The organism is Streptomyces sp. Root431, from assembly GCF_001426585.1.
GTDB lineage: Bacteria > Actinomycetota > Actinomycetes > Streptomycetales > Streptomycetaceae > Streptomyces > Streptomyces stackebrandtii.
In genome coordinates, this window is record NZ_LMEI01000010.1 from 124303 (window position 1) to 148990 (window position 24688).

A 24688-nucleotide genomic window follows, 5' to 3' on the forward strand; every position below is an offset into this window, starting at 1 on the left:
GCGGGATGATGCGTCCATGACGCAGATCATCAAGGGGGAAAACCTTCCGCTCAGCGGCGAGCCGATGCGGGTCGCCGTCGTGCGCCGGTCCGACGGGCCGGGAGCACCGGAGGTGGACGCGGCGGCGCTGCTCGTCGGCGCGGACGGCAAGGTCAGGGGCGGGGAGGACCTGGTCTTCTACAACCAGTCCGCGCACGCCGGCAGCGGCGTGCGGCTGACGGGGAACGTCCGGGGCGAGGGCGAGGTGGTCGCGGACTGGCTGGAGATCGACCCCGGCCGCGTGGAGCCGGCCGTGGAGCGGATCGTGGTCGCGGCGTCCTGCGACGACGCGACGTTCGGTGAGGTCGAGGACCTGTACCTGCGGGCGGTGAGCGCGACCACCGGGGAGCAGCTGGCGCTGTACGCGGTCGAGGACGCGACGACGGAGACGGCGATCCTGCTCGGTGAGTTCTACCGCAGGGCCGGCGGGTGGAAGTTCCGCGCGGTGGGGCAGGGGTACGACTCCGGACTGCCGGGCCTGGCGGAGGACTTCGGGTTCGCGGTGCCGGAGGAGGCTGTCGAGGCTCCGATGGAGAGGGTGCCGGAGGAGACGGTGGTGCCGTCGGCGGGAGCGGCAGCGGAGGAAGCGGCGGTGGTGCCGCCGGAGGAAGCGGTGGTGGTGCCGGTGCAGGCGCCCGCCCCCGTCCAGGCCCCCGCCCCTGCCCCCGCCCCCGTGCCCCTCGCAGTCGGGGTCGTCGGCAAGGTGGGCGGTGCCGCGCCGCTCTCCGCGCCGGCCCTCGGCGTGCCACTGGCGCGTTGCAACGACCTTCCCGGCGAGATGGGTCCCGAGTTCGAGCCCGTCGAGTTCTCGGGTCGTGGGAAGGAGGACGTCGATCCCGGCCTCACCCTCCCCAAGGGCTTCGTGGTCGTCGACGTGCTCAGGAAGGGCGACGGGTACATCGAGGTCGTCACGCTGACCGTGCGCGGGCGCCGATGGCGGGAGGTCCTGGGCAGCGGCCTCCCGGACCTGCACGGGGTGGGCGTCTTCCACCACGACGGCCGGTCGCCGCTGCGGCTGAGGGTCGACGCGCCGGGTATGGCCGCGTGGACGATCAGGCTTCGGCCGGTGTCGACCCTGCGTCCGTTCGACGGTCCCGTGGAGGGTTGTGGGCCGGACGTCCTGGCCCACACCGGCGAGGAGACCGACGTCAGGTTCCGGTTCAAGGGCGACGAGGACAAGGAGGGGTACTTCGGTGTGAACGTCCACCGTCGCGGCGGACACGCGCAGGACACGTACAGCAGACGGGACCGGGGGCGCGGCAGCGGTTCGATCCCCCGGGGTCCTCGCCTGCTGGTGATCGAGGCCGACGGCGGCTGGTCCGTGGAGCCCGGCGCGTCGAGGATCACGAGCTTCTGGACCCGCCGCCGCTAGGGCCTGTCCGGCGGATCAGGGCCGGATAGGCCCTAGCGGGATGCGCGTACCTCCGGCGCCCTTTCGGCCCGTGGTCGAACCTCGGGTGAACTGCGGTCAAAAGCGGCCGGAAGGGCGTCGGATCACATAACGTTCCGGTCCCCGATCGGGCGTACCCGGTCGATTACAGTGCGGCGAGGAACCGTCAGCGAACCGCCGACCGGGGGAGGGCACGTCGTGGCCACGACAGCCGCAGCCGTGTGGGGCCGCGCCGAACAGCAGGACTTCCGGGCCCGCGTACGGGGCTGTCTGCTCGGCGGAGCCGTCGGTGACGCGCTCGGGGCGGGGGCCGACGGCCTCACCCTCGCGGCGACGCGGGAGGCCCACGGACCTGACGGACTGACCGAGCCCGTGCCCGCGTACGGCCGGCGCGGCGCCGTCACCGCCGCCACCCAGATGAGCCTCTTCACCGTCGACGGCCTCATCCGCGCCCAGGTACGCCGTGACACCGGCGCCTGGCACCCGCCGACCGACGTCCACCGGGCCCACCTCCGCTGGGCCGCCACCCAGTACGACTGGGGCCCCGACGAGCGCCGCAAGGACAACGGCTGGCTCGCCGGCGAGGAGTGGCTCTACGCCCGCCGCAACCCGCCCCGCGCCTGCCTCACCGGCCTCGGCGACGAGCACCTCGGCACCCTCGACAAGCCCAAGAACCCGCAGGCCGCCGACTCCGGCGCGCTCGTCCGCTCGGCCCCCTTCGGGCTCCTCGTCGGCTGGGAGCCGCAGCTCGTCTGCCAGCTCGCGGTGGAGTGCGCGGCGCAGACCCACGGCGCCCCGGAGGCCACCCTCGCGGCGGGCGCCCTCGCCGTCACGGTCCACGGGCTCGCGCGCGGCGGCTCCGTCGAGGCGGCGGTGGCCATGGCCGTACGGCAGCTGGCCGAACGTCCCGGCCACGAGCCGGTCACCGAGGCCCTCACCGCGGCCCTCGGAGCCGTACGGGAAGGGGCGCCGGACGCGGAGCGGGTGGCCGCCCTCGGGGCGGACGAGGACCGGGCCGAGGGGCAGTTGGCGGCGGCCGTCTACTGCGCGCTGGTCGGCGAGGACGTCCGGCACGGGCTGCGGCTCGCCGTGAACCACGACGGGCCCTCGTCGGTGACGGGGGCGCTCACCGGCGCGCTGCTGGGAGCCCTGCACGGCGAGACGGCCCTCCCGCCGGCCTGGCTGGCCGAACTGGAGGGCCGTGGGACGGTCCTTGAGCTCGCGGACGACTTCTCGATGGAGATGACGCAGGGCGCCGCCCTCCACACCCCCACCGAGGCCTCGCCGGGCTGGCTGGCGCGCTACCCGAGGGGCTGATCGGTCCGGGCGCCGCCCTGGGCGGGAATCCCGGCGGCCCCGGCCCCGCTCCCGTCCTCGTCCCCGTCCGGATCCGTGCCGATCCGGTCCAGGAGCGCGTCCCGCTCCGGGGTGTCCTCCGGCCGGACGAAGCCGATGAGGACGTACAGCACGAGGGAGGTGGCGAGCGGCGAGACGATCTGGATCTGGAGCTCGACGCCGTCGAGGCCGTAGTTGGTGAGCCAGAAGACGAAGAGCCCGGCCGCCCAGGAGACGAGGGCCGCCGTCGGCCCCGACTTCCGGAAGGCCTTGAGCAGGCCCAGCATGAACGGGATCGCGATCGGGCCCATCAGACCGGCCACCCACTTGATGACGACGGTGATGATGTCCTTGAAGGTGGGGGAGTTGACCTGCGTGGCGACCGCCATCGACAGGGCGAGGAAGGCGATCGTCGACCAGCGCGCGGCGATCAGCCCCGCCCGCTGCGTCCAGCTCCGCGCGGCCTTGCTGAGGACGGGAGCGATGTCGCGGGTGAAGACGGCCGCGATGGCGTTGGCGTCGGAGGAGCACATGGCCATCGTGTGCGAGAAGAAGCCGACGACGACCAGGCCGAGCAGTCCGTGCGGGAGCAACTGCTCGGTCATCAGGGCGTAGCTGTCGGAGGCGTCGGGCTTCTTCGGGTCGACGAGCAGCGGCGCGACCCACATCGGGAAGAAGAGGACGAGCGGCCAGACGAACCACAGGACGGCGGAGAGCCGGCCCGAGCGGGTGGCCTCGCGGGCGTTGGGGGTGGCCATGTAGCGCTGGGCCTGGTTCCACATGCCGCCGCTGTACTCGAAGGTCTTGATGAAGAGGTAGGCGAGGAGGAAGGTCAGCGTGTACGGGCCGGCGGTGGGCGCGGTGTGGCCCTGGAGCTCGGGCCGGTCCCAGACGTCCCACAGGGCGCTGACCCCGCCGAGCTTGGCGAGGACGGCGACGAGCATGGCGATGCCGGCGAAGAACTGGATGACGAACTGGCCGAGTTCGGTGAGAGCGTCGGCCCACAGGCCGCCGACCGTGCAGTAGATGCCGGTGATCACGCCGGTGATGAGGATGCCCTGGTTGAGCGAGATCCCGGTGAAGACGGAGAGCAGGGTGGCGATGGCGGCCCACTTGGCGCCGACGTCGACGATCTTCAGGAGGACGCCCGACCAGGCGAGGGCCTGCTGGGTGGGGAGGTTGTACCGGTTCTTCAGGTACTCCAGCGGGGAGGCGACGTGGAGCCGTGAGCGGAGCCTGTTGAGGCGGGGCGCGAAGAGGTGGGCGCCGATCGCTATGCCGATGGCGATGGGGAAGGACCAGGTGACGTACGAGGTGACGCCGTAGGTGTACGCGATGCCGGCGTATCCGGTGAACATCACCGCGCTGTAGCCGGACATGTGGTGCGAGATGCCGGAGAGCCACCAGGGCATCTTGCCTCCGGCGGTGAAGAAGTCGGAGACGTTGTCCACGCGCTTGTGGGACCAGACGCCGATCGCGACCATCACGCCGAAGTAGCCGATGAGCACGGCCCAGTCGAGACTGTTCATGGAGCCCCCTCCAAGGGGTCTGGTCCGCCTTGTGAACGCCGTTCATCGTGTGGGGAGCGGCAAGGCAGGGACAAGGCAATGGAGGGTCAAGGGACAGTAAAAACGTTCTGTTTACTGACCCTTGTTCACACCTATGAACTTGTGAAGGGGGCCCCGAGGCGGGCTCCGGCCGATGTCAGCGCATCAACTCCCCGGCGTTGACCAGCAGCGACTGCCCCGTGATGGCCCGCGCCCGGTCCGAGGCGAGGAAGGCCGCGGCCTCCGCCACGTCCCCGTCCGTCGCCAGCTCCGGCAGCGCCATCCGCTCGGTGAGCCGGGCGAGGACCTCCGCCTCCGACACCCCCTCGGTGTGCGCGGCGAACCGCACGTACGCCTGCACCGGCGGCCCCCACATCCACCCCGGCAGCACGGTGTTGACCCGGATCCGGTGCGGCCCGAGCTCGTGCGCGAGGGAGTACATCGCCGAGGTCAGCGCCCCCTTCGAGGCCGCGTAGGCCGCCTGCCGCACCTGCGTGGGCGCCGCGATCGCCGACTGCGTCCCGATGAGCACCACCGACCCGCCGCGCTCCTTGAGCGCCGGCAGACAGGCCCGGGTCATCCGCAGCGTCCCCAGCAGATTGACGTCCAGGACGGCCTGCCAGGTCGCGAAGTCGGCGTCCTCCAGGCCCCCGAAGTAGGAGTCCCAGGCGGCGACATGGACGACCGCGTCCACCCCGCCGAACCGCTCGACGGCAAGCCCGGCGAGCGCCGCGCACTGCTCCTCGTCGGTGATGTCCGTCGCCCGGTACGCCGTACGGCGCCCCTCCGGGTCGATCTCGGCGGCGGACTTGGCGAGGTTCGCCTCGGTACGCGCGCCGAGCACCGCGTTCCCGCCGTCCCGCACCACCGTCTCCGCGATCCGATGACCGAGCCCGGCCCCGACCCCCGACACGACGACCGTCTTCCCCTGGAGCAGCATCCGGACCCTCCTCGACCCTGGCGAAGCATCTGACGGTCCGTCAGAGTAGGTCTCCGTCACCGACTTGGGAAGGGATACGCGAGTGAGCGAGGAGACCCGCACCACCGGCGAGGAGACCCGCACCGCCACCGGCGCGACGAGCGAGACGTACGCGGAACTGGCCGCCGTCGGCCCCTACGGCGTGCGCCCCGGCCACGCCCTGATCACCATGGTCGAACCGCACCCGGGCCATGAGTACGCCTACAACCGCTGGTACGAGGACGACCACTACTACGCGGGAGCCATGGCCATGCCGTGGATGTACGCGGGCCGGCGCTGGGTCGCCACGCGCGAGCTCCAGGAGCTGCGCCGGCCCGAGAAGTCCGCCGTCGCGCAGCCCGTCACCGCGGGCTGCTACCTCTCCACGTACTGGATCACCGACGGCCGCTACGACGAGCACATGAAGTGGACCGTCGCCATCAACAAGCGGCTCAACCGCGACGCCCGCGTCCACCAGGACCGTACGCACGTCTTCACGGCCTTCCAGGACCACGAGGCGACCGTGTACCGCGACGGGGCGGGCGGGCCGCGTGACTTCCACGCCCTCGACCACCCCTACGCCGGGCTGATCCTCCAGGTCGTCGACAGCGACGGTCCCGAGGCGCGGGCGGAGCTGCTCGACCGGCTGCGGTCGAGGGAGCTGCCCCGGCGGCTGGCCGGCTCACCGGCGGCGATGGTGACGGCCTTCCGTCCGACCCCGCTGCCCGGCGACCGCATGACGTACGTGAAGCAGGTCGAGGGCGTCGACACCCGGCTGACCCTGCTCTGGTTCCTGGAGCGGGACCCGCGCGAGTGCTGGGCCGACCACTTCGCCGACCTCGACACCCTCGGCAGCGCGGGGAGCCGGGTGGAGCTGGTGGCACCGTTCATCCCGACGGTCCCGGGCACGGACCGGTACGTGGACGAACTGCGCTGACAGGCAGGAGAAAAGGGCCGAGCCCCCTCGGCCAGGACGGCGGACCGGTCGAGAGGGCTCTTCGGGTACTGCGGGTGATGCGGGTCCTGCGCGTACTTCGGGTCGAAGCCGGGGAGCATCGGGGCTCAGAGGGCCCCGTTGCTCACCTCGCCGACGAAGGCGTTCCACGATCCCGGACCGAAAGAGAGGGACGGGCCTTCGGGGGCCTTGGAGTCACGCACCGCGATGGCGGCCACGACAGGGGACTTCACTTCGACGCAGGCGCCGTTCCCGCCGGAGTACGAAGACTTCGTCCACACGTCCGTTGCACCCTGAAAAATCGCCATTATGCTCAACTCCGGTTCTGCCATGGGGGTGTGTCTCGCCAGCGTTCTTGCCGGCGTGATCGACGCTACTCGCCGGTCCCGTCCGGCGGGACCGGCGTTCACCCGACCGGGTGGCATATTCCAAGTGCGCTTCCATGGGAGCGATCACGCGGTGTACGGTGCCTGACCCGCCCGCGCGCGAACCGTCCGCGCTCAGCCCTGAGCGTGCTTCTTGGCCATCTTCGCGATGAACTCACGGGTCTGGTCGACGTTCAGCGCCTGCGCCCTGAGGTGCTCGTACATGACGCTGTACTTGCCGACGTCCTGGGCCTTCTCCAGATACAGGTCGCTGGTCACGCCCTCGATGTAGACGACGCTGGAGTCGGACGTGTCCGGGAACTCCAGGATCGAGTACTGGCCGCTGATCCCGGGATGCGCGCCCATCTCGAAGGGGATCACCTGCACGGTGACGTGCGGCAGGTGCGACTGCTCGATGAGGTGCTCCAGCTGCTGCACCATCAACTGCCGGCTGCCGACGATCCGGTGCAGGGCGCCCTCGTCGATGACCGCCCACAGGCGCAGCGGACGCTCGTCGTCCCGGATCCGCTCCTGGCGGCGGGTGCGGACCGTGACGCGCTTGTCGATGTCCGCCGGCGTCGACTCCGGCATCGCGCCGGAGATCACGGCTTCCGCATACGCGGGGGTCTGCAGCAGTCCGGGGATGATCTGCGACTCGTACATCCGCAGGCTCTCGGCGTCCGTCTCCAGGCCGATGTAGACGCTGTACGGGATGTCGCCGAAGGCGTGCCACCAGCCCTGCTGGCGCGAGTCCTTCGCCATCTGCATGAGCGAGTCGACCATGCGCTCGTCCTCGACCTCGTACACCCCGCACAGGTCGCGCACGTCGCGCTGGCTGATGGAGCGGCGGCCGTTCTCCAGGCGGCTGATCTTGGACTGGGAGACGAGGAGGCGCTCGGCGACCTGCTCGGCCGTCATGTTCTTCGCTTCCCGGAGCTTGCGCAGCTCCTGGCCCAATCGGCGTCGCCTGACGGTGGGGTTGACGTTGGACGCCACGGAAACTGCACCTCCGGCTGCTGTCTGCCTGCGTAGCTGTGAGTATCTACTGCTTGGCAGACTGCCACCAAAGGTCAGGTGTGCGCTGGGAAACCGGCACAACGCACGTGTGCGGGGCGGTCGTCACGACCGCCCCGCACAGCTGTGCGGCTCCCGGGTGGGTTCCTTGGTGGTGCTTGGTGCTCGGTGCTTGGTGCCTCTCGGTGTTGCCTTGCGCGTCGGCTCAGTGAGCCGCCGCGCGGGCCATGCTGCCGCGTGGCTGCGCCGGTACGCCCGCGGCGGGCGCACGGCGCGGCTGTGCCGCAGCGCCGTTCTGGACGTCCATGACGGCGTGCGCCACGAGACCGCCCATCGGGTCGTGCCGGATCAAGTCGCGCAGCCGGGACCGCGACGACCGTCCTTCATTGCCGGGGTACAGGTGCTTGCCGAGACCGACCGCGTGGGCCAGCGCGGCAAGCGCCGCGGTCCGCGGGTCCGGCGGTACGCCGGTGCGGATCGCATTGTCCAGCCGGGAACGGATCTCCCTGCTGATCGCCGTGTCCGTCGCCTGGTAGCGAGTCGTCGGCAACACCCCGCACATCTGGCCCTCCACGGCATGCACCATGCCGCATCGCTCCAGATGCGAGAGATACGTCTGGCGGAGCCCCAGTCGGGGTCCGCCGATCCAATGGACGGCCCGAACCGGACTGCCACGCCTGCGCAGCAGTTCCAGTGCGGAGTCCAAGGTCGGATCTCCGGTCGGCCGTGGCATCACCACGGCGATACGATCCCCGTCTGGGGCTATCCGTCCTGCCAGAGCCAGCTCCACTAGCTGTGCTCCGGCCAGGCCGAGGTCGAGCGACTGCGGCTGCGCTGTGGTACCCGTGGTCGGGTCCAGAGCGAGCAGCAGAAGCTCCTCCGGAATAGTTCTGCGGCTCCTGCCCATCCATGCCTCCCCGCGTGGATGAATGACAGGGTGACCCCTCTCACATTCATCTGTCGAGAGTGCCTGGGTGGTTCATCCGGGAACCAGTAGGTATGTCGTTCTCGTCTAGCACGGGAGCCAAGGGGTTCACACAGGACACTGGTAGACGGTTCGGACGTACGCATGACGCATGGAGGAGGCACGGTGGCGGGCGAGTCCCCCGACAAGGCGGAGCAGCAGGGGTCGTCGGAGGAGACGGCGGCCTCGAGCGGCGGGGGCAGGGATCCCCGGCTGTCCGCGCTCCGCGAGTCAGATTCCGCGTCGTCACAGTCGTCGCAGTCGCAGTCGCAGTCGCAGTCGCAGTCGCAGTCGCAGTCGCCTTCGTCTTCGCAGTCGGCGTCACGGTCGACGGTTCAGGTCGATCAGCCGACGGCCGTGTTCAAGACCCTGGCGCCCCGGACGCCTGAGGACGACGCGCCGAAGCCGGCCGCGTCCGCGTCCGCGCCCGCGTCGACCGATGAGCCCGAGAGCGAGCGCCTGAAGGCCGCCGTGGCGGCGTGGGTCGCGTCGGCGGAGGACGAGGCGGACGAGGCGGACGAGGCCTCCGTCGAGGGCGACGCTGACGTCGACGAGTCCGAGCCGGTCGTCGAGGACGTCGTCGAGGACGATGTCGTCGAGAGCTCCGATGACGACCAGCCCGCCGACGAGCCCGTCGAGGACGAGGACAAGGCTCCCGCCGCGTCCTGGTTCGCCGCGCGGAAGCCGGGCGATGCCGACAAGGCCGCGGAGAAGCCCGCCGCTGAGCAGAAGCCCGGGCCCGGGCCCGAGCCCGAGGCCGACGAGCCGGCTGCCGAGCCCGTCGACAAGCCCATCGAGAAGTCCGTCGACAAGCCCGTCGTCGAGCCCGACGACGAGCCCGTCGATCAGCCGACCGCCATGTTCAAGATCGTCCGGCCGCCCGTGGCGCCCGCCGTGGACCAGCCGACGACCGCGCTGAAGCTCCCGCCCACCCTGCGCGCGCAGAGCGAGGCCGAGTCCGACAGCGAGCGCACGAGCACCTTCGTGCCGCTGCGTGCGGACATCCCCGCCGAACGGAAGGCCCAGGAGGCCCAGGAGGCCCCGAAGGCGCCGGAGGCCCCCAAGGCGGCCGCGCCCGGCCCCAAGGCCGCGACAGGGGCCCCCAAGGCCTTCGCGCCCGGGTCCGACGCCCCCGTACCGCCCGCGTCCCTCGTCGAGGCCGAGCGGACCCGGCAGCAGCCGCTTCCGCCGCTGCCCCCGCTGGACCTGCTCGCGGAGCTGACGAACACCCCGCCGCCGAAGCCGAACGCCCTGCGGACGACCGCGCGCCGGGTGCGGATCTGGACCCCGCTGGTCGTGCTCCTGCTGATCGTCTTTGCGATCGTGCAGATGGTCCGGCCGCTGCCCGCGCCCGTCCTGACCCTCTCCGCCTCGCCGACCTTCACCTTCGAGGGCGGTCAGCTGAAGATGCCGTGGCCCAACGAGGGCCAGGGCGCCGTCGAGGTCGAGGGCGTCGGTTCCATGGGGACGTACGGGGCGCAGAAGCCGGCCCCGATCGCGAGCGTCACGAAGACGATGACGGCGTACGTGATCCTGCGCGACCACCCGCTCAAGGGGAGCCAGAAGGGCCCCGAGATCGAGATCGACAAGAAGGCCGCCGAGCAGGGCAAGGCCGAGCACGAGTCGACGGCGGCGGTCCAGGAGGGCCAGACCTACACGGAGAAGGAGCTCCTGGAGCTCCTCATGATCCCGTCCGCGAACAACGTGGCGCGGCTGCTCGCCCGCTGGGACGCCGGTTCGGAGGCCGCGTTCGTCGAGAAGATGAACGCCGCCGCGAAGGACCTGGGCATGACCCAGTCCACGTACACCGACCCGTCCGGTCTGCTCGACAGCACCGTGTCGACCCCGAAGGACCAGCTGAAGCTGGCGAAGGCGGTCATGCAGTACGACGTGTTCCGCGAGATCGTGAACATGCCGAACGTGACGGTCGACGGCATCCCCGGCCGGATCGAGAACAACAACAACATCCTGCTCGAGCCGGGTGTGAGCGGCATCAAGACCGGCTCCTCCACCCCGGCCGGCGGCAATCTGCTCTGGTCCGCGAACACCGTCGTGGACGGCGAGACCCGTCGCATCCTGGGCATCGTGATGGGTGCGAAGGACGCCGACGAGCTCGGCAAGAAGCTGCAGCTCGCCATCGACAACAGCCTGAAGATCATCCAGCAGGCCCAGAACGACGTCACCTCGGCCTCCGTGGTCCGCAAGGGCCAGGTCCTCGGGTACATCGACGACGGGCTCGGCGGTCAGACGCCGGTCGTGGCCACCAAGGAGCTCAAGGCGATCGGCTGGCCGGGCCTCCAGGTGAAGCTGGAGCTCACGGACGGCGGCAAGGCCGTCCCGCACTCCGGCAAGGCGGGCGACATCGTCGGTCAGGTGTCCATCGGTACGGGCGTGGGCAAGGTCAGCGCGCCGGTCGCCCTCCAGGCGGACCTGGTCGAGCCGGGCTTCGACAAGAAGCTGACGCGGGTCGGCTGAGCCGGCCGGCCGGCCGCGCCGCTCACCGCGCCGCGCCGCCGGCCCCCGCCACCACCCGCTCGGCCGGGCGCCCCGGACCTCCGGGGCGCCCGGCTGTTAGCGTTTCCGGGGGACGAGAAGCGAGACGGTACGGGCAGCACGGGAAAGGGCAGCAGTGACCACCGCTGAGCCGACACGCGCGGACCGCGCCGACCACGCCGACGGCGAGGACCACACGGATGAAGCCGACCGAGCAGCAGACCGCATCGATTCCACCCCCGGATCGGCGGCCTCTTCTTCCCTTTCGCGAATAGTGCTTCCGTCCCAGCGGCCCGCGCCGGAGCCCCAGGCGTCTCCGGCCCGCCCCCCGGCCGCATCCCCGATCGCCGTCGCGCCCTCGCCGTCCTCCCCGTCCACTCCGCCCTGGCGGAGGAAGCGGCGCTACACGGTCATGGCGGCCACCGGCGTCGCGGCCGTCACCCACATCCTGTGGTTCTTCTTCTTCGCGAACAGCGGCGGTGACCTCGCCGCGCAGGACGCGTGGGCCGAATTCGTCGGACGGCACCCGGACTCCGCGTACAACCTCGCCTGGTACGGCGGGATGCACCCGGTCTCGTACAGCGTCGTCTCGCCGTACCTGATGTCGCTGCTCGGCGTCCGCAGCACGATGATGGTGGCCGGGACGCTGTCGGCCGCGCTGACCGCGCTGATCCTGGTGCGGGTGCCGGCCGTCCGCAATCCGATGGCCTGCTCGCTCGCGGGCGTCTTCGCGTTCCTCTGCAACGCCCTGTCGGGGCGGGTCACCTTCGGCCTCGGCATGATGTTCGCGCTCGGCGCGGTCGCCGCCGTCTTCTGCTGGCCGCACCGCTGGCGCCGCAAGCGCTGGGCCAAGGCCGCGGTCGCCGCCCCCCTCGCCGGTCTCGCGACCGCGTGCAGTCCGGTCGCCGGGCTGTTCCTCGGTGTCGCGGCGGCGGCGCTCTTCCTCAACAAGCGGCGCCCCGGCGCGTACGCCCTCGGCCTCGCCCCGGTCGCGGTGGTCGCGGTCTCCTCCTGGCTCTTCCCCTTCTCCGGCACGCAGCCGATGGCCTTCGGGTCGACGGCGCTGCCGCTGCTCTTCGGGGTCCTGGTCTTCCTCCTGGTCCCGGCGGACTGGCGGACGGTCCGCACCGCCGCCGCCGTCTACACCGTCGGCACGCTCCTCACCTGGCTGATCGACTCGCAGATCGGCTCGAACATCTCGCGGCTCCCGATGCTCTTCGCGGGCGTCGTGCTGCTCGCGGCCCTGCCCTACACGGCGCCGCGCTCGCGCCGCTGGTACGCGCTGGTCCTCGCCTTCGTCGGGCTCAACTTCTGGATCGGCTTCAAGGGCGTCGACGACGTCATCCGTACGGCGCCGGACGCCTCCTGGGCGCGCGAGCTCGCCCCGCTGGTCAACCAGCTCCAGGTGCGGGACGCGGGCAAGGCGCGGGTCGAGGTCGTGCCGGCCTCCAGCCACCGCGAGTCCTCCGCGCTCAGCCCGTACATCAACCTGGCGAGGGGCTGGAACCGCCAGGCCGACATGGAGCGCAACCCGCTCTTCTACGACGACACGCTCAACGCCGTGAACTACCAGGACTGGCTCGACCGCTGGGCCGTCCACTACGTCGTCCTGCCGACCGGCGCCCCCGACTCGGGCGCCGAGCGGGAGGCGGAGCTGGTCGAGGACGGCCTGCCGTACCTGGAGCAGGTCTGGTCGGACGAGAACTGGCGGCTGTACGCGGTCGAGAACCCGACGCCGCTCGCGGACGCGCCCGCTCAGGTGATCAGCGCGGAGGAGAACGAGGTCGTGATCCGGGTCGGCAGCCCCGGCCGGGTCCAGATCCGCGTCCCGTACTCGCCCTGGCTCGCGCTCATGGACGAGGAGGGCGGCAAGATCGAGGCGCCGCAGGAGACCGAGGCCTCCAAGCTGGCCCGCGAGGAGTCGGAGACGGAGCTCCCGAAGGTCTTCGCCAACGAGGAGGGCTGCCTCTTCAAGGCGGAGGCGGACGCGGAGGGCGACGAGTGGACCGAACTGGTCGCCCCGAAGGCGGGCGTCTACCGCCTGGCCGCCCCGTACAAGCTCTCGCGCGGGACGCCGTGCCCGGAGGAACTGCGCTGAGTGCGGGGCCTGAGGCCTGAGGCCTGAGCCTCAGCTCGCGCGGCTGCACGACGCCAGCAGCCTCCTCATGCCGAAGGCGTGCCCGCCGCTGCTGATGACGAGGAGCCGGTAGACCCGCCCGGCCGCCCCGGGGAAGGCGGCCCGGGTCTCGGCGCGCAGCCGGGAGCGGCCGTCCCCGAGGTCCTCGATTCGGAAGACCAGGCTGTACGTGGAGAACCGGTGCCGGCCCCGGAGCGCCATCTCCCGCCCGGGTACGAAGCCGGCCACTCGGAAGCCGGGAAACGCGGACCCCTCGGCCAGGGGCCGCGGCCCGCCCGCCGCCCGGGGATCGGTCCGTACGAGCCGCGCGTACCGCGCCCCGCCCACCTGCGACAGCGACCGCTCCACCCCCGCGCAGAGCCGTCGCCAGGTCTCCTCGACCCCGGCGTCGACGACCGTCGTGTGCTCGTCGACGAACGGCAGTGTGCTCATCACTCTTCCCCCTCGTGCCCGTCCCGTTCCCTGCCCGGTGCCGGACGCGGTGTCGGACGAGACGGGCACGACTGTGCCAGAAGCGGCGCGGCAGGCCGCCGCCAGGTCGGCGGGCGCCGAGTCGCGAAGGGGGACATTCCGGACGAGGATGTCGGAACGTGGGCCGGGTCGGGAGCGGCCGCACGGAACGCGCCGACGGGCAGCGGCCGAACCTTCTGGAGGGCAAGGGATGTCCGAACTCATCGTCATCGGTTACGACGATCCTGCCGTCGCCGAGGAGGCGTTCGGCACCGTCCAGGAGTTGCAACGCGACTACGTCGTGCACCTGAACGGGCTCGCGGTCGTCTCGGTCGACGCCGACGGCGGGACCCATGTCGACACGACGAGCCGCATCGTGGGCGTCTCCGCCGCCTCGGGCGCCCTGTGGGGAGCGATCTTCGGGATCCTCTTCCTGCTGCCGGGCATCGGGCTCCTGACGGGTGCGGCGCTGGGCGGCCTGGTCGGCAAGCTCAGCAAGGCCGGGGTCGACGACCGCTTCCGCGAGCAGGTGCGGGATCTGCTGAAGCCCGGCACCGCGGCGGTCGTGATCATGGCGTCGAAGATCACGGACGACAAGTTCACCGTGGCGATGCGGCCGCACGGCGGCACGGTCCTGAAGACGTCGCTCAGCGACGAGGACGAGAAGGAGCTGGCGGAGCAGCTGGCAGGCCCCCAGTAAAAGCCGCACATCCTCTCAACCTCCTCTGTGTTTCCCCCTCCCCCTCCCTCGCGAAAGGTTCCTTCATGCACCCCGCGCTCAGCAGTGACGCCCTGGCGAAGCTGCGTCAGCCCCGCCCGTACCCGGCCGTGTCGCTCGTGATGCCGACGCACCGCCGCGAGCCGGACAACGCTCAGGACCCGGTACGCCTGCGGAACCTGATGGCCAGAGCGGCGAAGGCGGTCCAGGAGGACCCGGGTGTGACGCGGGAGCGGCGTACGGACGTGCTGGACCAGCTGGAGCGGGCCGTCGCCGAGATCGACCTCGCCCACGCGGAGGACGGCCTGGTGATCTACGCGGCACCCGGGGAGCACCAGGTGTGGTCGGTCGCGCGGTCGGTCCCCGAGCGGGTCGTCCTCGCCGACACCTTCCTGACCCGCAATCTCGTCGCCGCGCAGGCCGCCGAGCAGCCGTACTGGGCGCTGACGGTGGCGGCCGACCGGGTGGCGCTGTGGAGCGGCGGGCCGGAACGGGCCGTCGAGCACACGGCGGACGGGTTCCCTCTGACGCGGAGTCTGGAGGACCCGGACGCGGAGCGCAAGGAGCAGGTCGGGGACCTGCCGAGCACCTTCCGGGACGAGGACACGCGCGTCTTCTTCCGGGAGGCGCACCAGGCGCTGCGTACCGTCCTCGCCTCCGAGTCCAGGCCGTTGTACGTGATCGGCGAACCGCCCGCGGTCTCCCTCCTGGAGGAGACCGGAGCGCTGCCGCAGGGCACGACGGCCATCCACCAAGGGGGCCTGGGGCAGGGTTCGGAGAGTGCCGTGCGGAAGGCGGTGGAACCCCTGCTGGCCGCCCACGAGGCGGCCCTGACGGCCACCGTCGTGGCCGAGCTGGACGCGGCGCGGGGCCGGCGGGAGTACGCCGGCGGCCTCGACGAGGTGTGGCAGGCCGTGAAGGAGGGCCGGATCCGCCTGCTGGCCGTCGAGGAGCACTACCGCACGGTCGTGCGCGACTACGGCGACCACCTCGAACCCGCGGACTCCTCCGACCTGGACTCCCGCGACGACATCGTGGACGAGATCGTCGAGCAGGCCCTGGAGACCGGCGCCGAAGTGCGCTTCGTACGCGACGACGCCCTGGCGAGCGCAGGCCACGTCGCCGCGGTACTGCGCTACTGACCCCGACTCCACGCCCCCTTCGGAGGAACCAGACCATGAACACCTCATCGCCCCGCGGGAGGCGGCCGCTCGGTGCCCGGGCGGCCGGCGCCGCCGTCGCCGTCGTCCTCACCACCCTCGGGTCGGCCGCCCTGGTGTCCTGCGGTTCGGACGGCGACGACACCGGCGGCCCGACGTTCAGCGAACGGCCCTCGGCGCCCGACACGGCCGCGTTCTCCGGCGAGCCCCCTTCCTCCGTCGCCTCGGCGGCGGAGGAGGTGATCGAGTCCGCGCGCGCGTCGGCGTCGACGGCGGCGGCTTCGGCCTCCGCGCGGGAGGCCTCGCGCAAGGCGTCCATCGGCGCCGAGATCGAACGCTCCCGGCAGGCGGCCCAAGACGCGCTGAAGGGCGTCGAGGGCAGCGGGAACGCCCTGGGCGACGTCGGGATGACCGGCAAGCCGCGGGCCGACGCGGGCGGCCTGCTCGCCGTCGTCATCACCATCACCAACAACACGGACGAGACGGCGTCGTACGCGGTCCAGGTCGACTTCCTCGACCCGTCGGGAAAGGTCGTCGAGACCCAGTTCACCGGCGCCGAGGACCTCGCGCCGGGGAAGCGCGAACAGCCCCTGGTCATCAGCCGGCAGCCCGCGGACGCGCAGCTGACACCGAGGCTCACCAAGGCACAGAGGTACTGACGGGTACTGACGGGTCCGACGTCCGTCCGTCACGACAGAGGAGAACCGCAGCATGTCCGAACTCATCGTCATCGGCTACGACGACCACGCGGTCGCGACCAAGGCCTTCAAGGCGGTCCAGCAGCTCCGTGACGACCACGTCGTCGAACTCAACGGTCTCGCCGTCGTGAGGGTGGACGCGGACGGCGAGACCCACGTGGACACCCCGAAGAGGAGCGAAGAGGTCGCGATCTCGGCCACGGCGGGTGCCCTGTGGGGGATGGTCCTCGGCATCGTCATCCTCACGCCGGGCATCGGCGTGGTGGGCGCCGCCCTCGGCGGCCTCATCGGCAAGCTGAACCAGATGGGGGTCGACGGCAGGTTCCGCAAGAAGGTGGAGGAGCTGCTGGAGCCCGGCTCGGCGGCCGTCGTGGTGATGGCCTCCAAGATCACCGAGGACAGGTTCGCCGCGGCCATGGAGGCCTATGGCGGAACCGTGCTGAAGACGTCGCTCTCGGAGGAGAGCGAGCGGGAGCTCGCGGAGCAGCTCGCCGGCCCTGACGCGGAAGCGGCGTGACCGGCGACCGTACCGAAGGAAAAGCCCCGAAGCGCTGAGGGAGCCCTGATGCCCGCGGACCGCCGTCCGCGGGCATCAGGGTGTGAGGTGGGGGAGTACGTCAGAAATCAACGGCGTCACGGACGAGCGGGCAGGTCATGCAGTGGCCGCCGCCGCGCCCGCGGCCGAGTTCGGCGCCGACGATGGTGATGACCTCGACGCCCGCCTTGCGCAGCAGGGTGTTGGTCTGGGTGTTGCGGTCGTACGTGAAGACGACGCCGGGTTCGAGGGCGACGGCGTTGTTGCCGCTGTCCCACTGCTGGCGCTCGGAGGCGTACACGTCGCCCCCGGTCTCGATCACGCGCAGCCCGGGCAGGCCGAGGCCCTTGGCGACGACGTCGACGAAGGGGGTGGTGCCCTCGTCGACGATCTCCACGCCGGGCGCCTTGTCGCTGGGGCGCAGGGAGAAGGTGTGGACGGCGTCCATGATCGCCGGATAGAGCGTGACGATGTCGCGGTCGGCGAAGGTGAAGACGGTGTCGAGGTGCATGGCCGACCGGAGCTTCGGCATGCCGGCGACGATCACGTGCTGGGCCGCTCCGTTGGCGAACAGGGACTGGGCGACCTGGGTGATGGCCTGGCGGGAGGTGCGCTCGCTCATGCCCATGAGGACGACACCGTTGCCGACGGGCATGATGTCGCCGCCCTCGAAGGTGGCCTGGCCCCAGTCCTGTTCGGGATCTCCCCACCAGACGGTCGAGCCCTTGAAGCCGGGATGGAAGGCGTACACGGCCTTCATGAGGAGGGTCTCGCCGTGGCGGGCGGGCCAGTACAGCGGGTTGAGGGTGACGCCGCCGTAGAGCCAGCAGGTGGTGTCGCGGGTGTAGAGGGTGTTCGGCAGGGGCGGCATGAGGTACTCGCGGGCTCCGACGCCCTCCCGGGCGAGCGACACGTAACCGGAGCGGAACTCGTCGGGCAGGTCGGCGGTGGACAGCCCTCCGATGAGGAACTCGGCCAGCTCGCGGGGGGCGAGGGAGTCGAGGAAGGCACGGGTGTCGTCGACCAGGCCGAGGCCGACCTCGTTGGGCACGATCTTCCGGTCGAGGAGCCAGTCCTTGGCCTCGGGGATGGCCATCGTCTCGGCGAGCAGCGCGTGCAGCTCGACGACCTCGACCCCGCGCTGGGTGAGCTTGTTGACGAAGTCGGCGTGGTCGCGCTGGGCGTTCTCCACCCACATGACGTCGTCGAAGAGCAGGTCGTCGGAGTTGGTCGGGGTCAGCCGCCGGTGCGCCAGGCCGGGGGAGCAGACCAGGACCTTGCGCAGGCGTCCGACCTCGGAGTGGACGCCGAGCGGGGCCGCGGCGGAGCCGGTCTCGGTAGGGGGCATGGTCAGCCTTTCTGGTGGGGCGGGGTCAGAGTTCGATCCAGCCGACGGCGAGGGCGACGACACCGATGACGGCCCCGATGACGGAGACGGCACAGATGACGGCTTCGGCCGGGGAGAAGAGACGCCGGTTCTGCTCGCGCCTGGCCTTGATGAACAGGAAGGTGGCCGGGGCGTAGATGATGAAGGAGACGAGGACGAACTTGAGGCCGGCCGCGTACAGCAGGAAGGCCGTGTAGAGGGTGGCGAGGACGCCGACGACCAGCTCGCGCCGGGTGCTGCGCCCGGCCACGTTCTCGGCCCGCGGTCGTAGCGCGATCTTCACGGCGAAGCCGGCGGCGAGCAGGAACGGGATGAGGCTCAGGGCGCTCGTGAGGTCGAGGGCGAAATTGAAGGCGTCGTCGGAGAAGGCCGTGACGACGAGGATGACCTGGCTGAGCGCCGTGGTCATGAGCAGGGCGGGGACGGGGACGTCGTCGCCGCTGGAGCGGCCGAGGAAGCGGGGCATGTCCTCGTCCTTGGCGGCGACGAACAGGACCTCGGCGGCCATCAGCGTCCAGGCGAGATAGGCGCCGAGGACGGAGATGATGAGGCCGACGCTGACGAAGGCCTTGCCCCAGGTGCCGACGGCCGCTTCCAGGACGCCGGCCATGGAGGGCTGCCGGAGCTCGGCGATCTCGGCCATGGGCAGGATTCCGTACGACACGATGGTCACCGAGGCGAAGATCGCGAAGACGCTGAGGAAGCCCAGGAGCGTGGCCCGCCCGACGTCCTCCCGGCGCTTGGCGTGCCGCGAGTACACGCTCGCGCCCTCGACGCCGAGGAAGACGAACACGGTGGCGAGCATCGTGCCGCGCACCTGGTTGAAGAGGGAGCCGGCGTAGTCGGCGCCGCCGAAGTTGTCGGCGAACACGGACGGCTTGAGGCAGAACAGCGCGAGGATGATGAAGACGATGATGGGGACGAGCTTGGCGACGGTCACGATCCTGTTGATCGCGGTTGCTTCCTTCACCCCGCGGCGGATGAGGAGGAAGAACCCCCACAGACCCACGGAGGACAGGACGATGGCGAGCGCCGTGTCCCCGTCACCGAGCGCCGGGGCGATCGCCCCGATCGTCGACATGATCAGGACCCAGTAGGTGACGTTGCCGACGCAGGCACTGGCCCAGTAGCCGAAGGCCGAGAAGAAGCCGAGGTACTCGCCGAAACCCGCCTTCGCGTACGCGTAGACACCGGCGTCAAGATCCGGGCGCCGGACCGCGAGCGTCTGGAAGACGAAGGCCAGCATCAGCATGCCGAAGCCGGCGACCGTCCAGGCGATCAGCGCACCCGCGACCCCCGTCTCCTGCGCGAACCGCCGCGGCAGCGAGAACACACCGGCCCCGACCATGGAACCGACCACCATCGCGGTCAGCGTCAACAGGGTCAGCTTCGCCGCAGGCGGCGCTCCGCCGGACGATGTCTCGCTGCCGGCGTCTGCATGGGTCATGGGGCACCTCGTAGACGAGCTCGTTCCGGGGCCGACCGCCCACTGCAAAGGGAATCTAATCCGCAAGATCCCGTTTGTCCTGATATACGCACCCCTTCACCCGGGCGACACCGCTCCACTGGCGACCCCGACAGGACAGGGGTAGGGGACCGAGTCGCAGGCACGAAAAACGGCCTCCCGTTCCCATGGAACGGAAGGCCGTCGATTTCCCTGACCTGCGATGCAGGTTGTGCCCCCGGCAGGATTCGAACCTGCGACACCCGCTTTAGGAGAGCGGTGCTCTATCCCCTGAGCTACGAAGGCGAGGCGTGCTTGCCGCCGCCAGTGTAGCGGGTGGTGTGGTTGGCGGACGGGGGAGACCGGCATGGCATCTAGTGGACTTGCATGTTGGTGAGCGGGGATGTGGTGGACCTCGTCGGTGGGGCTGGTCGAGCATGGAATGCCGGGCGGGGCGAGTCCTGGCGCCGAGGTGCTCGGTTGCTGGTGTGGGGGATGTAGGGGCGGTGGGGCGTCGGTGGGTGGGGTTCGGCAGATTCGGGAGATGAATGACGAGGCCGCGCTGGCGGTGCTGGTGCGGCTCGGGCGGGCTACGGCGGGGGAGCTGAGTGCGGAGCTGGGGCTTTCGCGGCCGACGTCGTATGCGTTGGTGGCCCGGCTCGAGGCGGCGGGGCTGGTCGTCGAGACCGGGCGGCGTGGGGGGAGGACCGGGCCTCGGGCGCGGATGTACGAGCTGGCGCCGGGGCTGAGCCGGACCGTGGGGGTCGAGCTCTCGGCGTCGCGGATCACGGTGGCCGTCGCGGATCTTGCGGAGCAGCCTCTCGCGACCGCCTCGTGGCCGCTTCACGAGCGGGAGCCTGAGGCAGTGGCGCGGTTGGCGGGGGCGCTTGTGCGGCGGTTGGGCGGCTCGCCGGCCGCCGGGGGGCATGCCGTGTGCCAAGCGGTCGTCGGGCTGGAGGGCGTTCTGGACCCGGAGACGAACGCCGTGACCTCGGCAGCCGTTCCCGAGTGGGAGAAGCCGCGGTTCCGGGAGGTGCTCGCGAGGGAGCTGCGGTCCGAGGTGACCTTCGCCAGGGTCACCGAGCTGGCCGCGATCGCGGAGAACGCCGAGGGTGTCGCTCGGGGTGCCGACTCGTGTGTGCTGTTTGCGGCGGGGGACGGTGTGGGGGTCGTCGTTTCCGTGGGTGGGGTCGTGCGTGTGGGCGCGCGCGGGTACGCCGGTGATGCTTCCCGGCTGCCTCATCCCTCGGCCGTCGCCGATGGTTCAGCCGCACCCGCCGACTGGGGTGGGGTGGCGAGTGTTCTGAGGAGTGCGCGTCGGTTGGGGCTTCTGGGGGGTGGGGGTGTGGCCCGCGATGCCTTGGGATTGTTGGAGAGCGGTGCGCTGGTGCAGGGGTACGGGGCCGAGGTCGCTGCCGGGCTTGCGCCCGTGGCCGTGATCCTCGACCCCGAGATCGTGGTGCTCTCCGGTCCGCTCTGTGTCGCCGGCGGCGAGGTCCTGCGCGGCGAGGTCGAGCGGAACCTCCGGGACTTCCTGCCCTCCGTGCCGCGCGTGCTGCTGTCCCGGCTCGGCGAGCAGGCCGTGCTCCGTGGCGCGCTCCACGTCGGGCGGAGCCGCGCCCAGGGCTTTGTCTACGAGACCGCTCGTCTGTCCGCGCTGTCCTCGGGGCGGTGACCGGTTCGGTTCTTCCTCAGCGGCGCTTTCGGCCGCCTCGGCCTCTGGCTCCCTGGGTGCGGCCGCCGTGGGTCCTCGCGCCCGGCGGGGGGTTGCGGGCCATGTAGAGCTCGACCCAGTCCTGCGGGCCGAGCTGCTTGACGAGCGCGCCCGCGGGGACGCCCGCGCGGCGCAGCCAGTGGCTCGTCGAGCCGCGGGCCGCCTTGCGCAGTGCCGTGCCGATGTCGGCGTGGCCCGTGTCGTACACGGCCGCGACGAAGTCCTGGTAGGTGCGCCGTTCCCGCCAGTCGACCTCCCACTCCTCCCGGGGGATCACGAACAGCGTGGACGTGTCCGCCCGGGGGACCGGCTGGAAGGCCTGGCGGGGGAAGGCCCTGCCTTCGTGGAAGGTGTACCAGGGCCACCACTGGGCGTTGAAGGAGTTGCCTCCGTACCGGCCGACGCGCTTCGAGACGTACTCCTGCTGCATGAGGAAGACCGCTTCGAGAAGCGAGTACGGGCTGAACTCGAGGCATCGGCGCAGGATGTCGGTGCCCGTGCCGAAGGGGAGGTTGCCGATGGCGACGAACGGGTCGTCGTGGGGTTCCCATTCGAGGAAGTCCCCGCACTGCACCTCGACGTTGGGGAGGCCTAACGCCTTGACCTTGTCGTGCCAGTGCTCGTCGATCTCGACGGCGACCACGGGATGGCCCATGCGGGACAGCGAGGTCGTGATCCTGCCGGAGCCGGGGCCGATCTCCACGACGCACCGCGCGTCCTCGTGGTATGTCAGCTGCTCGGTGAAGTCGCCGGCGTCGGACGCGCTCCGGAAGAAGTTCTGGCTGAAGACCCTTCGCCGTGTCCCGGGATCGGTGTCCGGCGCGACTCCCTGGGGCTCCGGGCGTGAACTCCCGCGCTGTGGGTGCACAGTTGCGGAGACGTTCGGCCGATCGGCCTTGCGTGTCGACTTGTTGGACATTCCTTGGTTCCAGCCTCATATGTGCTTGTGCTTGTGCTTGTTGTCGTGCGTGGTGTCGTGCGCTGTGCGGGGGTTACTTCTGGGTTTCCGTCTGGCGGGGTGACGGGGTCAGTGCACCCGTGCTCGCGGCCAGATAACCGCCCTGGAACCTGCTGTTCGCCCCCATGCCCTGGAGGAGTTCGGCTATGTGCCGGCGACAGGTGCGTACGGAGACGCCGATGCGGCGGGCGATCAGTTCGTCCTTGTTGCCCTCGATGAGCATCTGGAGGATCGTCCGCTTGGTGTCGTCGAGGTCGTCGGCGAGCGGCTCGGTGAAGGGGTCGGCGCCGTGCCATAACTGGTCGAAGACGCCGCAGAGGGTCTCGACGATCGACGGCTCCCTGGTGAGCACCGCGCCGTCCTTGCCGGTGTGCGCCGGAATGAAGGCCGCTTCGCGATCGAAAATGATCATGCGTCCGAAGAGTTCGCCCACGGTCCGGACCTCACCGCCGATTTCCTCGATGGTGGACACGTACTGCTGGGTGGGGAAGCTGAATCGTGCGGTGTGCTGGTAGAGGACGCGCATACGAACTCCCCGGGCCAGCATGGCGCGGTCGCGGTCGACGGCTTCCTTGAGGATGTGGGAAGGTCGGCCGCCGCCCGGCTGGATGGTCATGACTTCCTTCTTGCACTGCGCGGCCATCCGGGCGAGTACGGAGACGACGGTCGGAGCGTCGTCGAGGATGTCCACGGCCTCGCGGGGGCGGCGCAGTTGCCGCCTTTCGAAATAGAGCGGCAGGAGTGAGGAGAGGTCCGAGCGGATCTGCTCGGCCGCCTCCTTGTAGCTGCGGATCTCGGCTTCGAGCGGGGTGATCAGCTGGGCGACGGCCGCTTCCGGGCTCACGGGGACCAGTCGGCTGTCCACGCTTCCGATGGGGCGGAGGAGGTGGAGGGAGAGGAGTTTCCGCAGGGTCTGTTCGACCTGTAAGCGTGGCAGTCCGGTCATCTGTGGGACGACGTCGGGATCGAGGTAACCGTGGTCCAGAGCTAGCTGATAAACCGCGGTGCAGAATTTGTCCAGTTGTGGAACGGGGCGTTCGCGGTCGGACATCCATCCCCCCTGATCTCGAGACTTCGCCAGATTGGGAACCGGTTTCAGGTGGGTGCGTCGGACGCGCTGGAAGCTCGATCCCGGCTGAGCCTCGGTCGCCCCAATCCCCGGTAAATGAAAGGGACTTGATCCTTCGCAATCGTAGTGGATCAGCCTAGCAGCTCGCCCGGACGGGTCAAGAAGATTAGGGGGGCGCGGGGGCAGGGGTACCGCATATGTGCATATGTCATCGAAATGTGAAGTGTTTCTGTTGATATGTTGCCAAGTCGTGGAGGGATTGGATCGATTCCTGGGGGCGGCGGGCGAGGGCCGGTTGTGCGGCTGCGGAGTGGCCGGCGGTCCCGAGGGGCTTCACCAAGCTGCAGGACCTCTACCTGTCATGTGTCCCGACGGCCTGGTCTCCGTTGCTGTGGCGCCCTACCGTGAATTCACTATGAAGAAATTGGATTCCCGATCCGTCGTCGTGCTCGCCAGAGACCGTGACGACTTCGACCTGAAGGTCCTCTCCTCGATGCTGGGAAGCCGTGGGATCGAGTTGCAGATCGCGGACCCGTTGGACCTCGCCATCCAGTGCGAAGGCCCCGAGATCAGAATGTGGAACAACGACTCGCCGGTACGTCCGGGGCTCGTCATCGGCTGGCGGAGCGGGCCGTCCGCCCTCCATGCAATAAAGCAGTTGGACGCGATCGAGCAGGCGGGAATCGACGTGCTCAACTCGGCCGTCGTCCTTCTGCGCGGGCTCAGCCCGTTCCTGAAGAGCGTCACTCTCCAGACCAATTCCGTGCCGCACTATCCCATCATCTCGGGAAAGGCGCCCTCGGGGGTTCTGAGCATGGCGGACCGGGTCGGATATCCGATGGTCGCCCGCCCGCTCATGACCCGGGATCTCGATGCGAGAGCCGCCGTGCGAGGTCAGGACATCGTCTTCGAAGACGCCTCCAGCCTGAAGGAGTTCGTGACCGGAAAGGCCGCCAGCGGGCATTTCTACATGCAACTGCGCCCGCCCAGGACCGGGCAGCGGCTGCGGGTGTTCTGCGTGAACCACCATCCGGTCGCCTGCCTGCCCGACGTGCCGGACGAGCGGCAGTCCGATCCGCTCGCGACCCTCTCGGAGCCGGCCGCGCACGTCGCCGGACTCGCCTCCCGGGCCATCGGCGGCCACCCGTCCATGGTCGAGATCTCCGAGGACCGGCCGGGCAGCCGCAACTGGCGGGTCGAGGACGTCACGGTCTGTCCCGGACCCGACCCCGATCTGTCGAGAGCCGGCCTCCACGAGACCGTCATGCGCGCACAGGCTCGGTTCCTGGCCGCCCGGCTCGCGGAGGGCCCGAAGGCGCGGGGCGGCTGGAGGCCGTCGTCCGCGGCGCACGGTTGAT

At 70.5% G+C, this 24688-nt stretch carries 21 protein-coding genes and 1 tRNA gene; 11 read left to right on the forward strand and 11 right to left on the reverse strand.

Annotation, left to right across the window (positions count from 1 at the left end; translation table 11 throughout):
- The first annotated feature begins 16 nt into the window (after positions 1-16).
- Positions 17-1411 (forward strand): TerD family protein, encoded by a 1395-nt coding sequence (locus ASC82_RS18215; protein WP_056648884.1) that lies wholly within the window; start codon positions 17-19, stop codon positions 1409-1411.
- Positions 1412-1627: 216 nt separating this feature from the next.
- Positions 1628-2746 carry an ADP-ribosylglycohydrolase family protein gene (locus ASC82_RS18220; protein WP_056648886.1) on the forward strand — a complete coding sequence of 373 codons (1119 nt, stop codon included), beginning with the start codon at positions 1628-1630 and terminating at the stop codon, positions 2744-2746.
- On the opposite strand, the gene ASC82_RS18225 is transcribed toward ASC82_RS18220, so the two are convergent.
- Entirely contained in the window at positions 2731-4293 is a 1563-nt protein-coding gene (locus ASC82_RS18225) for a sodium:solute symporter family protein (protein WP_056648888.1), read from the reverse strand. The genes ASC82_RS18220 and ASC82_RS18225 overlap by 16 nt on opposite strands.
- 175 nt (positions 4294-4468) lie before the next feature.
- Positions 4469-5251 carry an SDR family oxidoreductase gene (locus tag ASC82_RS18230; RefSeq protein WP_056648889.1) on the reverse strand — a complete coding sequence of 261 codons (783 nt, stop codon included), beginning with the start codon at positions 5249-5251 and terminating at the stop codon, positions 4469-4471.
- A gap of 82 nt (positions 5252-5333) precedes the next feature.
- Between ASC82_RS18230 and ASC82_RS18235 the strand changes: the two genes are divergently transcribed.
- A complete protein-coding gene (locus tag ASC82_RS18235) occupies positions 5334-6206 on the forward strand; it encodes a hypothetical protein (RefSeq protein ID WP_056648891.1) in 873 nt (290 codons plus the stop codon).
- Positions 6207-6331: 125 nt separating this feature from the next.
- On the opposite strand, the gene ASC82_RS18240 is transcribed toward ASC82_RS18235, so the two are convergent.
- The 3 genes from ASC82_RS18240 to ASC82_RS18250 all read right to left on the reverse strand — a co-directional run bounded on the left by ASC82_RS18240 (position 6332) and on the right by ASC82_RS18250 (position 8510).
- Entirely contained in the window at positions 6332-6532 is a 201-nt protein-coding gene (locus ASC82_RS18240; RefSeq protein WP_024756945.1) for a DUF397 domain-containing protein, read from the reverse strand.
- A gap of 192 nt (positions 6533-6724) precedes the next feature.
- Complete coding sequence (locus ASC82_RS18245) at positions 6725-7585, reverse strand: helix-turn-helix transcriptional regulator (protein WP_056648893.1); 861 nt, start codon at positions 7583-7585, stop codon at positions 6725-6727.
- Positions 7586-7808: 223 nt separating this feature from the next.
- Positions 7809-8510, reverse strand: a complete 702-nt coding sequence (locus ASC82_RS18250; RefSeq protein ID WP_056648895.1) for a GPP34 family phosphoprotein — start codon at positions 8508-8510, stop codon at positions 7809-7811.
- Between the two features lie 183 nt (positions 8511-8693).
- Between ASC82_RS18250 and ASC82_RS18255 the strand changes: the two genes are divergently transcribed.
- Entirely contained in the window at positions 8694-11042 is a 2349-nt protein-coding gene (locus ASC82_RS18255; RefSeq protein ID WP_056648896.1) for a serine hydrolase, read from the forward strand.
- Positions 11043-11472: 430 nt separating this feature from the next.
- Positions 11473-13158 (forward strand): hypothetical protein, encoded by a 1686-nt coding sequence (locus ASC82_RS18260; protein WP_056648898.1) that lies wholly within the window; start codon positions 11473-11475, stop codon positions 13156-13158.
- Positions 13159-13188: 30 nt separating this feature from the next.
- Here ASC82_RS18260 and ASC82_RS18265 read toward each other — a convergent pair whose 3' ends face one another.
- Complete coding sequence (locus ASC82_RS18265) at positions 13189-13629, reverse strand: hypothetical protein (RefSeq protein WP_056649577.1); 441 nt, start codon at positions 13627-13629, stop codon at positions 13189-13191.
- A 229-nt stretch (positions 13630-13858) separates the two neighbouring features.
- Between ASC82_RS18265 and ASC82_RS18270 the strand changes: the two genes are divergently transcribed.
- The 4 genes from ASC82_RS18270 (at position 13859) to ASC82_RS18285 (ending at position 16740) form a co-directional block, all read left to right on the forward strand.
- Positions 13859-14347: a DUF1269 domain-containing protein gene (locus ASC82_RS18270; RefSeq protein WP_056648900.1), complete on the forward strand. Its 489-nt coding sequence runs from the start codon at positions 13859-13861 to the stop codon at positions 14345-14347.
- Between the two features lie 65 nt (positions 14348-14412).
- Positions 14413-15507 carry a hypothetical protein gene (locus ASC82_RS18275; RefSeq protein ID WP_056648902.1) on the forward strand — a complete coding sequence of 365 codons (1095 nt, stop codon included), beginning with the start codon at positions 14413-14415 and terminating at the stop codon, positions 15505-15507.
- 35 nt (positions 15508-15542) lie between these two features.
- Positions 15543-16184 carry an FxLYD domain-containing protein gene (locus ASC82_RS18280; RefSeq protein WP_056648905.1) on the forward strand — a complete coding sequence of 214 codons (642 nt, stop codon included), beginning with the start codon at positions 15543-15545 and terminating at the stop codon, positions 16182-16184.
- Positions 16185-16236: 52 nt separating this feature from the next.
- Entirely contained in the window at positions 16237-16740 is a 504-nt protein-coding gene (locus ASC82_RS18285) for a DUF1269 domain-containing protein (protein WP_056648907.1), read from the forward strand.
- Positions 16741-16840: 100 nt separating this feature from the next.
- Here ASC82_RS18285 and ASC82_RS18290 read toward each other — a convergent pair whose 3' ends face one another.
- The 3 genes from ASC82_RS18290 to ASC82_RS18300 form a co-directional block, all read right to left on the reverse strand.
- Complete coding sequence (locus tag ASC82_RS18290; protein WP_056648909.1) at positions 16841-18106, reverse strand: arginine deiminase; 1266 nt, start codon at positions 18104-18106, stop codon at positions 16841-16843.
- A 25-nt stretch (positions 18107-18131) separates the two neighbouring features.
- Complete coding sequence (locus ASC82_RS18295) at positions 18132-19592, reverse strand: basic amino acid/polyamine antiporter (protein ID WP_056648910.1); 1461 nt, start codon at positions 19590-19592, stop codon at positions 18132-18134.
- 230 nt (positions 19593-19822) lie between these two features.
- Positions 19823-19895: transfer RNA gene (locus tag ASC82_RS18300), tRNA-Arg, on the reverse strand.
- A 238-nt stretch (positions 19896-20133) separates the two neighbouring features.
- Between ASC82_RS18300 and ASC82_RS18305 the strand changes: the two genes are divergently transcribed.
- Complete coding sequence (locus tag ASC82_RS18305; RefSeq protein WP_056648913.1) at positions 20134-21264, forward strand: ROK family protein; 1131 nt, start codon at positions 20134-20136, stop codon at positions 21262-21264.
- Positions 21265-21280: 16 nt separating this feature from the next.
- Here the strand turns inward: ASC82_RS18305 and ASC82_RS18310 are convergent, their stop codons facing one another.
- The gene (locus ASC82_RS18310; protein WP_157863477.1) at positions 21281-22171 is read right to left on the reverse strand and encodes an rRNA adenine N(6)-methyltransferase family protein; all 891 of its coding nucleotides are present in this window, start codon (positions 22169-22171) and stop codon (positions 21281-21283) included.
- 124 nt (positions 22172-22295) lie between these two features.
- The gene (locus ASC82_RS18315; RefSeq protein ID WP_157863478.1) at positions 22296-23126 is read right to left on the reverse strand and encodes a LuxR C-terminal-related transcriptional regulator; all 831 of its coding nucleotides are present in this window, start codon (positions 23124-23126) and stop codon (positions 22296-22298) included.
- Between the two features lie 454 nt (positions 23127-23580).
- Here ASC82_RS18315 and ASC82_RS18320 point away from each other — a divergent pair, with 454 nt between their 5' ends.
- A complete protein-coding gene (locus ASC82_RS18320) occupies positions 23581-24687 on the forward strand; it encodes a hypothetical protein (protein ID WP_199862561.1) in 1107 nt (368 codons plus the stop codon).
- Position 24688 lies beyond the last annotated feature (1 nt).